Origin of the sequence: Rhizobium phaseoli (assembly GCF_010668805.1) — a bacterium.
GTDB classification, from domain to species: domain Bacteria; phylum Pseudomonadota; class Alphaproteobacteria; order Rhizobiales; family Rhizobiaceae; genus Rhizobium; species Rhizobium phaseoli_A.
In genome coordinates, this window is record NZ_WUFT01000002.1 from 228,075 (window position 1) to 240,206 (window position 12,132).

The window sequence follows — 12,132 nt, forward strand, 5'->3', positions numbered from 1 at the left end:
AACCTACCTCGTTGGAACGGCTTATCTTCTTACGGGCGCTCCATGTCGGCAACCTTGCACGAGAAACATAAGCCCGGTCTTTCTGAAATTCTGGCCAATCCGGACTGCGACAGACTGCCGACATGTAAAACTGACATTAGCTGTGTATGAGGCACAGAAGCTCTCTGCGTTCAGTCTGTGCCGTGACCTGGATCAACAATGATGTACACCCTAAAAATACTCGTCCCCTTGCCCTTGCCTTCCGAAGCGAACGGAGCGCGGCATGGGTATCACTGATATTTTTCTGTTCCTTGGCGAATGGTTTCGCAATCCCCGCAGCGTTGCGGCCATTGCACCTTCCGGTCGCGCTTTGGCTTCATTGATAACAAGGAACATTACAGCGCGGACGGGAAAGGTTCTGGAACTTGGACCAGGAACGGGAGCATTCACGCAGGCCCTGATCGAACGCGGCGTCCGGGAAGAAAACCTCACTCTGATCGAGTGCAGTCCGGAGTTCGCACGGCTTCTGGAAGCGCGGTTTCCCCGCGCCCGGCTGTTGGAAATGAATGCAGACCAACTGAACCGGCTGACATTGTCAGACATTCCGGTCGGCGCAATCATCTGCGGCCTGGGACTGCTGAACATGTCGCATCAAAGGGTCGCCAGTATCATGAAAGGCGCCTTCTCCTGCTTAAAGTCCGGCGGCGAGTTCTTCCTGTTCACCTATGGGGCTGCCTGTCCGGTGCACAAGTCCATACTTGCGGAACTCGGTCTTGAGGCCAAACGCCTGGGACGAGCTTATCTCAACCTTCCACCCGCAGCGGTCTATCGCATTACACGGCGTGCAGAGGAGACAATGGCATGAGCTCATCCGAGCTGTTGCCCTTGGTCGTTCAATTTGGCGTCTTGGGCATGTTCGCCGCGGCGGTGTTCGAAAAGACCATCCCCATCGTACCCTCCTATCTCATGTTGCTGATCTTCGGCTCCGCCACGTCGACGATCACGGCGCTGGCTGCCGTCATTGTCGTGACGTCCAGCGGCTCGTTGATTGGGACAGCATGCGTCTACACGTTCGGCCGCTCTCTTGGAGAAGAGCGTGTCACTCAGGCGGTCGACAAATACGGGAGGTTCGTCTTTCTGCCCCTCGAACGTTATCGGCATCTTGCCAATGCCTATCGGCGAAATCACTTCGCTGTCTCACTCTGCGGCCAGATAATCCCTGTGGCGAGGCTTTACCTGTCGTTGCCGGCCGGCGTGCTCAAGCTGCGGGCCGATCGTTTTCTCGTCGCCTCGGCGATCGGGATCACAACCTATAACACCTTCTTCCTGACCACCGGATTCGTGTTGCGCGGAGCCGCCCATGATCCGGTCAAGACAGGCGTTCTCTTGTCCCTGGCGCTTGTGGCCGTTGAAATCGTGGTTGCAGGCAGCATGCGATGGCTAATGCAGCGGCAACGGACGGCGCAAACATAAGCCTCAGACAGAGCAAGGGATAGTTCGTAGAGTGGACGGCGAGCATCCCTATTCGCAACGCCTGCTGCACGCGAGCCGGATGTACGAAAGGGCGTAGCCATCCGGCGCGCCCTTGCTCTCTTGGGTCACCGCAAGTGGGGGTCCATAGCGGAAACGATCTCCTCCCAATCGTTGGGATGAATTTCGTGGCCACCACCTGCGAGCCGAACGAGCCTCGCTCCCTTGACGGTTCGCGCCAGCAGTTCGCCGTGCTCAACCGGATAAATCGGATCCGCCGTTCCGTGTATGACAAGCAGGGGCGAGGCCAGTTCTCCCAATTTTCTCTTCAAGGTCTGGCCGCCCTTCAGCATGAAATGGTTGGTGGCGCTGACGAAGCTTTTCGCCCGCCTGACGTCCCGTTCGATAAAGGCGCGCGCCCGCTGTTTATCGTAGGGATGCGCCACACTGGCGATCTCTTGAGTATCCTGGACAAGGAATTCGATCACCTGGGCATTGTCTGTCCAGTCAACGGTCTCGCCCGTCGCCGCGTGTGCCATGTAGGCATCGGTGGTATGCGGCAGAGCACTGGTATCAATGCCCATCGGCGTGGTGGAAATCAGCGTCAGCGTCTTGATGCGTTCGGGATGCAAGAGCGCTGCGATCTGGGCGATCGTGCCGCCCAACGACATTCCGATCAGATTGGCGGCGTCGATACCGTAGCCGTCGAGTATTCTGACGGCGTCCTCAGCCATGTCGTCCATTGTATAGGGAGGTTCCCCCGGCTCGTAGGTCGTCAAGCGGCCGGTGTCTCGATTGTCGTAGCGAATGACATAAAATTTGCGATCGGCAAGTGTTTGGCAGAATTCGTCCGGCCACCACAGCATTGACGCCATGGCCCCCATGATCAACAGGACCGGCTGATGCGCCGGGTTGCCAAAGGCCTGCGTGGCGATCTCGACGTCGTCAAATCTGATAATGCGTTCACTCACTTGGGGCGTCCTTTACGTGTATTGGGTGAAGCGGCGAAAACCTTGGATCCTGGTATCAGCAGGCATCCCCATGATCGGGCTAAGGCAGCGGTGCCGCATCGGGCATTTTCAGTAGGACAGCTCAAAAACACTCGGGAGCAACGGTGGCGGCACTGACACCAACTCCCCTTCCACCCGTGGAAAATCGAACAGCTGCGCGTCGATGAAAATCGCCAGTGTCCGAAATCGGCATATCGCTGGTCGGCGGACGTTCGCGGCACATGGGATGACTATGTCTCCATCTCTGCTAATCTCAAACCGCACGTACCGGAGGATTTTGTGCCTACATCTCATAGAAGATCTCTGTTCTCTGGCCGCGCAGCAGAACTCGATGCGATGGAAGCCGCGTTCCGGGATATCTCCGGCGGGCGGCAACGTTCCTTTCTTCTCGGGGCAGAAGCCGGCGGCGGCAAGAGCCGGCTGGTTGAAGAGTTTGCCGACCGACTGTCCGGCCGTGCCCTCATCCTGAAAGGCGGCTGCATCGAGCAGCGGGAATCAGCATTGCCCTATGCGCCGGTAACGGCTGTACTGCATGAACTGGTTCAGTTGCGCGGCGCCCCATCAGTGCGGTCCTTAGTCGGCGCCGAGGGTGCACGCGAGCTGGCATGGCTACTTCCCGAATTCGGCGAGACCTCCGAAAGGTTTGATGCGGGCATCGCAAGAGCGCGGCTGTTCGAAGCGCTGCGAAAATTGTTCGAAGAGCTGGCAAGGGAAATGCCGCTCGTCTTGGTCGTCGAGGACATACACTGGGCCGACCAGGCCACATGCGATCTGCTTCGCTTCCTCACGGCGCGGCTGAGGAAAATTCGGCTGATGCTGATCGTCACTTATCGACCCGAGGAGACCAGCGGCAGCAACGCACTGCGGACGATCATTGCCGACCTCTCCCTTTCCGAGGGTACCGAGGTGTTGAAGCTTCCCCGCCTCACGCGCGCCGAGGTCGCAGCACAACTCGAAGGGCTGCTCGGGCGCCCGCCAACACCTGCTGTCATCAATGAGGTTCATACGCGCAGCTGCGGGATCCCGCTTTTCACCGAGGCGCTCATCGATGCGAGCGGAGGCTTGCGTACGGACTTTACCGGCTCGCTCAACGACTACCTGCTGAAAGCCGTCAGGGAGATGCCGGCGTCGACGGCCGAGTTGTTGAAGGTGATGGCGCTTGGCGGCCCGCATATCACGCATGCGCTTCTTCGCAGTGTGACTGAGAAGTCCGACCTTGAACTGGCAGAATTGCTGCGCCCTGCGATTTTGGCCGGGATCCTGGTGCCGGATGGCGACGGATATGTATTCCGCCACGCCCTTATCCACGAAGCGGTGCGGGGCGACCTGATTGCCGGCGAGAGAATGGCCATTCACCGCGCCTATGCCGAGGTGCTCGAACGCGGCCCGCTTCCAAGCTACCGGGTTTGGCATGCCGTTGCGCTCGCTCGCCACTGGCACGGCGCCGGCGAAGCCGAACATTGCCTGCAGTGGGCCTGGCAATCTGCCGCGGAAGCCGGTGCCACTTTCGCCTATGCGGACCAGATGGAGATGCTGAAGCTCGCGCTGGCGGCGTGGTTCGAGGTCGACAATGCGGCCGACTTGATCGGCGCGGATCACTGCGGGGTGCTGGAACTGGCTGCCGATGCTGCCTGCTGGGCAGCGGAAGCGGAACAGGGACTGACTTTTGTCGAACGCGCACTCGCCGAGGTCGATGCCGAGCGCGACGGCATGCAGCTGGCAGCCCTTCTGCTGCAGCGCGCCGTGATGCGTCAGCACACGCTCATCCCAGGCGAGATCGCTGACCTTGAGCGTGCGCTTGATCATGCACCCAATCCGACACGGCTGCGCGCCGACGGACTGGGGCAGTTTTCCCGGGCGCTGATATTGCGAGGAGAGTTCGATCGCGCCAGGCGCTTGGGCGACGAATTAAAGGATCTGTCGGAGAGGCTCGATGACGAGGAGTACCGTATCGAGGCGCTGATCGTCGCGGCCTCTGTGGACATGGCATCGGACAGTTCCCGCATCGACGCCTATTGGAGCGTGGCCAAGCGCGCCGGGCAGGCCTCCATCGGCCGGGTCGAAGTGCTGGCGGGCGCCGCCCTCCTCCAAGCTCTGTTTGAGACAGGAAAATACGCTGAGGCCATCGAGGTCGGACCGGCGATCTTTGCGCGGGCCGTCGAGTTCGGTCAGGCCCGGTATATCGGGGCGATCGTGGGTTCGCCATTGTGCCGCGCCTTGCTCGCCGTTGGCCGCGTTTCCGAAGCCATTGAGACGTGCGAACGGATGGCGGCATTGGATCCACTGCCGCTTGGGCTTGTTCACGTTTTCGAATGCCAGGCGGAAATTGCCCTAGTATTGGGGGATTCGGATCGAATTGCCACCGCAGCAAGGTCCTTGCGCGCTCTGCCACCGGGTCCTCAGGTTGCCAGCCGCATGGCGGCCAATCTTCTGCGGATCGATATCGAAAGCCGCGCACTGGCAGGCGATACGGATCAGTCCGCTATACTGATAAGATCCGCTTTGACCCATTTCGAGAAGCAACGCGGTGTCTCGTGGCCGCTGCTGGCCTCGGCCATACGTGTTGCCGTCGATACGAACCTGAAAGATGCCGCCCGGCAGCTTGCGGACCTTGCCGCTCGGTCGCCGTGCCGCAACATCGTGGAGGAAGCCGAGAGGCTGAGCATTTCGGCTGAAATCTCGCGTATGGCGGGATCCGCCCTCGATGTCTGGGAAGCGCTTGCCCAAAGCTGGGCTGACTTGAGCCAGCCCTTTCGGCAGGCCTATGCCCTGATGCAGGCCGGCGGCGCCGCGGTGAATGCCGGCAAGCGCACGAGGGGTGCGGGTCATTTTAGACGAGGTGCAGATCTTGCTCATTCGATCGGCGCCCGCCTCCTCTGCGATCAGATCGAGACGCTGGCCGCAAAGGCTCGTATTGATCTCCGAGGCGGGACGGACGGCGGCATGCCAAAGGCACCTCTTGGCTTGACGGACCGGGAATTCGAGGTGCTCCGGCTTGTCGCTGCAGGACAAAGCAATCGCGAGATTGCCAACAATCTGTTCATTTCCTCGAAAACGGCGAGCGTTCATGTCTCCAACATCCTGAGCAAACTCTCCGTCCCCAGCCGCGGCGCTGCGGCCGCGTTGGCGCACCGGCTGCGGATGGTTGATCCCGCCTAGATGTTAGCTTCCAGGAGATTGCCTGGCTAAACCCTCCCGACATTTGCCGCCCACGAGGCCGGCATCGCATTCAATTCTTTCGGTGCTTAGGCATTTTGCCTGATGTGCTCGTGCGGCCTTACGCTGAGGATGGTGATATGAAGCGCTTAGCGGCGTTAGTATTCCATCATTCGGAGGTCACAATGCCCACTTCTTCCGCCACCTTGGCCGGCACCCAACGCACGATCTCTTCCTATGAAGAGTGTGCCGATGATTATAGTCGCATCGTTGACCCGTTTCCCTCGCCAAGCCTCGAGGCGGCGTTGCGTCAGGTCGCCATCGCCGCTGGCAAAGGCGGCCGGATCCTTGAGATTGGCTCCGGCCCCGGATGGGATGCGGATTTCCTTGAGACACAGGGCGTTTTGGTAAGGCGAACCGATGCCACGCAACGCTTTCTCGAACTGCAGGCGGCGCGCGGTAAGCAGGGCGAGTTCCTCAACGTCATCACCGACGAGCTCGGCGGCCCCTATGACGCTGTGATAGCTCTCTGTGTTCTCATCCATGTGCCGCGCGACCAGACGGGCCAAGTCCTCGAAAAGATCGCCGCCACGCTACGCCCCGGCGGCGTCTTCCTGGTGACGATGCGTGATGGCGACGGGGAGACGAGCGGTGCCTACCACATGACCTACTGGCGCCGGGACGACTTCGCGCTGTGCATCAAGGCCGCCGGCATGGATCTTGAGTGGGACGCATACCGCATGGGTCGTAACAACGAAGAGTGGAACACGTTCTATGCCCGGAAACCCGGATGACGCGCCGCGATTTCGTGCGCTTCGCGATGCAGGGCCTGCTATCACGCGTTCTTATCAAACGACAGGCGTCGGCTGCGCCGGCCGTTTTTACTTCCAGCTCGTGTAATCGGCGGCGACGCAACCGAACGGCGCGCGATCCTGACCAAACCGCTTCTTTAGCTGCTCGCATCCCCACTCGTTTAGCGGCGCCGGCATGAGATTGTTGATATCCATACCAGGCGATTGGAATTGTGTCGGAGAACTCATGACATACCAAAGCCAGAAGCCGACCACACCGACGACGATCAGAAGCAACACACCGAAGAAAAGCTGCAGCCGCTTCCAGATCGATACCGTTCTTCTGGCTTCTTCGATCAGCACCGGTACACTCTGATCGCCTGCTTGCTGATGCGCCAAGGGTGCAAGAGCCGCGGCGCGCTCGGCATCCGTAAGCTCAACGCGCTGCAGACGATCGTCCAGAAGCACTGGCAGCGCTGTATTGCCGTGCCGGACGGCCATTCCAATCGCCTTGCCATTGGCTTCACCGACAATCAGAGGCTCCTGTCCGCTCTTCATCCGCGTGTAAGCCGAACGCCCGGTTTTGTCGGCAGCAATCTTGTCATTGTAGGTGATGGAAAGGACGCCGCGTTTGCGGTCGAATGCGCTGATCTCGACCGGGACCGGGATCAGCCTGGCGGGACGGCGCAATTGGCCCTTGACCCGCCAAATGCGGATGCCGAGAAAAATCATCCCCAAGCTCATGCCGCCAAGCAGGACCACAAACAGAGTGAGGGTGATGATCCTGTTCCAGAGCATGTCCAGACCAAGGCTCATCGTCGCGAGTTCCGGATGATCGGCGGAGATCACAAGACCGGTTTCGTAGTCGCCGCTATGGAAATCGACGAACATGACCTCGACCTCGGTGTCGTAGTTTCGTCCACCGTAGCTGTAGACAAGACGTGCCTCGCAGTCGGTGAAGACTGCCTTGCGTGTCGTGCATTTCCCATTTTGTACGTCGCCATCTTCGAGGACCAATGGGTTCTGGCTGATCTGGAAATCGCGGATCACGCCCGGTGCTTCCGAGACGAATAGAAAGACAGCCAATGCCAGGATAATGGGCGTTGACCAGAAGTAAGCGTTCGGCGTGGAAATGACGTTGCGCGCCAATGAAAGCGGGCGACTGGGGAGAGCAAGCGAAGACACCAGCGTTGGACCCCTCATGTAACAGCGCCGCGCGCCGGTAAAGCTTCAGACAGCGACCGATGACGAACAGCGGAGTTGGCGTTATTCTGATCGGCTTGCATCATCCCACTGCGTGATCCCGATCTACAACCTGACGCGAAGGATTCGCAATCCATTTTTGCACGCTTGGGCAGCATTTCTACGTCGATCCTGTTGATACGCATGTGCGTACACCACGTTCGCAACCGGAGTGCTGTTGCAAGCCTGATTGCTTTCCACACGGAACCAAATCAACGCCGAGAGATTATATGACCACCCTTCTCCTCGATTAGCTGAGCGTCGTGATGCTGATGTCCCACGGGCAGAAAACCACTCACATGATCCAGGTCATTGCATGCTCCATCGCCATTGCGACCGGGTCGGGGGTCCTTGCCGCCGGTGTTCATGCCGACGAATCAGCCTTCCTGAAAACACTTGCCGGAAGTTGGAGCGGTAAAGGGACGGTGAAAGTGCGGACAAATGCACCCACCCTCAACGTCACTTGCCGCTTCAAGTCGGACACAAACGCGAGTTCCCTCGCACTCAACGGGCGCTGCACCAGCCTCATGGTTTTTTCCCGCATCATCAGCGCCAATCTCAAGGCGAGCGGTGACAGCTACACCGGCTCCTATGTTGGAGCGGGAACCGGCACCGCGGGTCTTGGCGGCAAGCGCAACGGCGATGCCATAAACCTCGCGATAAAGTGGGCCAAGGAGGTAAATGGCGATCGACGTGCGCAGATGACGATCAGAAAGATCGGAGCGTCGGGCATGCGCCTCATGACCGTCGATACCGACCCCACCACAGGTCGATCTGTTGTCACGAGCCTGATTGACCTTCAACGAAGCTAGTGCCTTCGCTGCTTTTGAATTGCGTCATTGGCATGAAGGTTGATAGAGAAGCGTCGGCGGTATAGTTTCGCTTTCGCAAATCGACGAATGACACAAGGAATAGTTATCTCATGCCGACAGGTACGGTTAAATTCTTCAATGACGACAAGGGCTTCGGCTTCATTACCCCTGAGGATGGCGGACAGGACGTGTTCGTGCACGTGTCTGCGCTGCAGCGCGGCGGCTCGCTCCGCGAAGGCGACAAGGTCAGCTTTGACGTCGGACAGGATCGCAAGACCGGAAAATCAAAGGCTGAGAACGTCTCAACCCTCTGATCGAAAGTCGAAGATTGCCCAGCCCGCGTTAAGCGGGTTGGGCTCCTCGTCACAGTCCGCAGGCAAGAATGCCTTAGCGCGATAGGCTGTCACGACGGTAACCAAGCGTTGCGCGTGTCGTTTTGGGGTACCGGGACGGCAAGACGTTTCACGCATTCACTTCAGGCAATCCCAAGAGCTATTGCCCTGATAGGATACTCTCGGCGGCCTTCTCGGCAATCATGATCACCGGCGAGTTGGTATTACCCGAGACGATCGTCGGCATTATCGACGCATCGACGACCCGCAGCTTCGCCAGCCCATGCACCCGCAATTGCGAATCGACGACCGCCATCGTGTCGCTGCCCATCTTACAGGTGCCGACCGGATGGAAGATCGTCGTGGCGATATCGCCGACGCGACGAATCAGATCCTCGTCACTTTGGTATTCCGCGCCAGGCAGCATTTCCTGCGGCCGGTACTTGGCGACGGCGTCAGCCTCCATCAGCCGGCGGGCATGCCGAATCGATTTTGTTGCAACGATCCGGTCGCCGACGGTCGAAAGATAATTCGGGCGGATTTCCGGTGCCGCGGAAAGGTCCGGGCCGCCAATATGCACGGTGCCCCGGCTTTCCGGCCGCAGATTGCAGACCGAAACGGTGACGGCCGGATATGTGTGCAGCGGCTCGCCCAGCCGGTCGGTGCTCAAGGGCTGCACGTGATATTCGAGATCGGCGGTCGCAACCGCCGGATCGCTTTTGGCAAAGATACCAAGCTGGCTCGGCGCCATAGACAGCGGACCGGACCGGTGCAGCATATATTCAAGCCCCATGCCCGCCCGGGTGAACAGGTTGTGATAGAGCTGATTCAGCGTCTTTGCGCCCTCGATGCGGAAAACCGTACGGATCTGCAGATGGTCCTGCAGGTTTTCGCCGACACCCGGAAGTTCATGGGTGACATCAAGTCCGGCAGCCGACAACACGTCCGGGCGGCCCACCCCGGAGAGCTCCAGGATTTTCGGCGAATTGATCGCACCGGCAGACAGAATGACTTCGCGGCCGGCGCGCGCCAGATGAGTTTGCCCGTTCAGCCGGAACCGCACGCCGGCCACCCTCCTGCCGTCGAATTCCAGCCGCTCTGTTTCAGCGCTGGTCAGCACCCGCAGATTGGCCCGCTTTATCGCCGGGCGCAGAAAGGCCTTGGTGGTGTTCCAGCGCAGGCCGCCGCGCTGATTGACCTCGAAATAGCCTGAACCTTCATTGTCCCCATCGTTGAAATCGTCGGTTTTGGGAATGCCGAGTTCTTCGGCCGCATCGCGAAAGGCATCGAGGATCGGCCAGGAGAGCCGTTGCTTTTCCACCCGCCATTCGCCGCCTTCCCCGTGCATCCGCGACCTGCCACGATAATTGTCCTCGGATTTCAGGAAATAGGGCAGCACGTCGTCCCAGCCCCAACCGGAATTTCCCGCTTGCCGCCAGCCGTCGTAATCGGCCGCCTGGCCGCGCATGTAGATCATGCCGTTGATCGATGAGCAGCCGCCCAGCACCTTTCCACGCGGATAGGGTAGCGACCGGCCGTTCAGCCCGGTTTCTTCAGCCGTCTTCATCATCCAGTCGGTCCGCGGGTTGCCCATGCAGTAGAGATAGCCGATCGGCACATGCACCCAATGATACCGGTCGCTGCCGCCGGCTTCGAGCAGCAGGACGCGGGTTTTCGGATTAGTCGACAACCGGTTGGCCAGAACGCATCCCGCCGATCCCGCGCCGACGATGATGTAATCATAGCTTCCAGCCTCGATGGCCGTATCGTTCACACGCATATTCACGCCGCCACTCCTGCCGCCGCCGGCGGGACCGCCGTCAGGCGCCGCCAGAGCGGCGCCATCGCCTCGGCGATTTCAAGATAGAGAGCGTAACGCCGCGCATAATGTGCCTTAAGCGAGACATCCGGACGATAATGCCGCTCGGTCTGCACCATCGCCGCAGCACCAGTGCCGAAGTCCGCGAAGATGCCGACGCCGGTTCCAGCCGCAATCGCCGCCCCCAGCGCACCGGTTTCGCGCGAGCGGGCGACGGTGACGGGAACGCCGAGCACATCGGCAAAGATCTGCGGCCAGATCAGGCTGCGCGAGCCGCCGCCGGACAGCACGGCTTCGTTGAAATCAGCGCCGGCCTTCCGGATCGTCTCGATGTGCTGGCGATGGCCGAAGGCGACGCCTTCGAGAAGCGCGCGCACCAGATGCCCCTTGCTGTGCCAACCGGCAAGTCCGTAGAAGCCGGCGCGCGCGTGGCCGTCCTGCTGGGCGCCATAGAGATAGGGATGATAGAGCGGGTCGTCTGCCGCGGGCTTGATCGCCGCGGCCAGTGCGCAACAGGAATCGAAGGGCGAAACCCCTTCCGCATGCTCGCCTTCGAAGAATTCCCGCACCAGCCATTCGAGATTAGCGGCCGAGGTGGCGCTGTTTTCCATCGCCATGTAACGCGTGCGATCGAAGGTCGAGGACATGAACACCGGCCCGTCGAGGTCGGGACCGTCGATGATAACCTGGTTGATGCTCCAGGTACCGGCAATGATCGCGGCGCTGCCGGTGCGCGAAACGCCCGAGCCGAGCGCCGAGGCGACAACATCGAACAGCCCGCCGACCACCTGCGTACCGGCAGCGAGCCCGGTTTGCGTCGCCACCTCTGCCGTTACCGTGCCGGCAATATCGGCGCTTTCGATGAGCGGCGGCAGGAGATCCATGCAATCGCCCAGTCCATAAGCCTCCATCAGCGCCTTGTCGTAGCGGCGCGCGGCAAGATCGAGCAAACCGGCCCCTGACATGTCGGAAACCTCGCTGACGCGGCGACCGGTCAGGCGGTTGACGATAAAATCCTTGGAGAAGAACACCGTGCCGATGCGGTCGAACAGCTCCGGCCGGTAACGCTTAAGCCAGGCAAGCAATGTCGGCGTCTGGGACGGCCACGGACGCTGGCGGGCAATCGGATAGGTCCGGTCTCCGACGCCGGCCGCCCGCCATTCATCGACCAGCCCGGCCGCCCGCGTGTCGAGTGACTGGATGGCGAGCAGCGGAGCGCCGTCGCGGTCAAGCGCATAGAGACCGTTGCCATGCCCGGCGCAACCGATCGCGGCAATCTCCTCCGGCCGGATCTTTGCCTTTTCGATGCAGGCGCGGATGACCTGCCGTGCATTCATCCAGAGTTCGTCCAGCCCCCGCTCGACATGCCCGGGGCTCGGCATGCGGCTGCGTCCCTCCTCGGAGGCAGCCGCGATCTCGTTGCCGTGCCGGTCGAAAATCACCGCCTTGATGACGGTATTTCCGGCGTCGAGCCCCAAAAGATAATCTCCCATGCAGAACCCCTCCGAAGGTTCGAAATCG

Annotated in this window: 10 protein-coding genes; 6 read left to right on the top strand and 4 right to left on the bottom strand. The window is 60.4% G+C overall.

Annotated features, from left to right (window positions below; translation table 11 throughout):
- The first annotated feature begins 262 nt into the window (after window positions 1-262).
- A complete protein-coding gene (locus tag GR197_RS04285; protein ID WP_164006897.1) occupies window positions 263-844 on the top strand; it encodes a class I SAM-dependent methyltransferase in 582 nt (193 codons plus the stop codon).
- Window positions 841-1,452, top strand: coding sequence for a DedA family protein (locus GR197_RS04290; RefSeq protein ID WP_164006899.1), 612 nt, complete (start codon window positions 841-843; stop codon window positions 1,450-1,452). Before GR197_RS04285 ends, GR197_RS04290 begins: the two co-directional genes overlap by 4 nt.
- A gap of 125 nt (window positions 1,453-1,577) precedes the next feature.
- Here GR197_RS04290 and GR197_RS04295 read toward each other — a convergent pair whose 3' ends face one another.
- The gene (locus tag GR197_RS04295) at window positions 1,578-2,420 is read right to left on the bottom strand and encodes an alpha/beta fold hydrolase (RefSeq protein ID WP_164006901.1); all 843 of its coding nucleotides are present in this window, start codon (window positions 2,418-2,420) and stop codon (window positions 1,578-1,580) included.
- A 318-nt stretch (window positions 2,421-2,738) separates the two neighbouring features.
- Between GR197_RS04295 and GR197_RS04300 the strand changes: the two genes are divergently transcribed.
- Both GR197_RS04300 and GR197_RS04305 read left to right on the top strand, forming a co-directional pair.
- On the top strand, window positions 2,739-5,618 hold the full coding sequence (locus tag GR197_RS04300; protein WP_164006903.1) for an AAA family ATPase: 2,880 nt from the start codon (window positions 2,739-2,741) through the stop codon (window positions 5,616-5,618).
- 182 nt (window positions 5,619-5,800) lie between these two features.
- Window positions 5,801-6,409: a class I SAM-dependent DNA methyltransferase gene (locus GR197_RS04305; protein ID WP_164006905.1), complete on the top strand. Its 609-nt coding sequence runs from the start codon at window positions 5,801-5,803 to the stop codon at window positions 6,407-6,409.
- A gap of 87 nt (window positions 6,410-6,496) precedes the next feature.
- Here GR197_RS04305 and GR197_RS04310 read toward each other — a convergent pair whose 3' ends face one another.
- A complete protein-coding gene (locus tag GR197_RS04310) occupies window positions 6,497-7,609 on the bottom strand; it encodes a hypothetical protein (protein WP_204330040.1) in 1,113 nt (370 codons plus the stop codon).
- A gap of 338 nt (window positions 7,610-7,947) precedes the next feature.
- Between GR197_RS04310 and GR197_RS04315 the strand changes: the two genes are divergently transcribed.
- Window positions 7,948-8,460, top strand: coding sequence for a hypothetical protein (locus GR197_RS04315; protein ID WP_164006910.1), 513 nt, complete (start codon window positions 7,948-7,950; stop codon window positions 8,458-8,460).
- Window positions 8,461-8,570: 110 nt separating this feature from the next.
- The gene (locus GR197_RS04320; RefSeq protein ID WP_003572688.1) at window positions 8,571-8,774 is read left to right on the top strand and encodes a cold-shock protein; all 204 of its coding nucleotides are present in this window, start codon (window positions 8,571-8,573) and stop codon (window positions 8,772-8,774) included.
- Window positions 8,775-8,952: 178 nt separating this feature from the next.
- Here the strand turns inward: GR197_RS04320 and GR197_RS04325 are convergent, their stop codons facing one another.
- Together GR197_RS04325 and GR197_RS04330 are read right to left on the bottom strand one after the other, a co-directional pair.
- A complete protein-coding gene (locus tag GR197_RS04325) occupies window positions 8,953-10,572 on the bottom strand; it encodes a GMC family oxidoreductase (protein ID WP_204330057.1) in 1,620 nt (539 codons plus the stop codon).
- Between the two features lie 2 nt (window positions 10,573-10,574).
- Window positions 10,575-12,104 (bottom strand): FGGY-family carbohydrate kinase, encoded by a 1,530-nt coding sequence (locus tag GR197_RS04330; protein ID WP_164006914.1) that lies wholly within the window; start codon window positions 12,102-12,104, stop codon window positions 10,575-10,577.
- Between the last annotated feature and the right edge of the window lie 28 nt (window positions 12,105-12,132).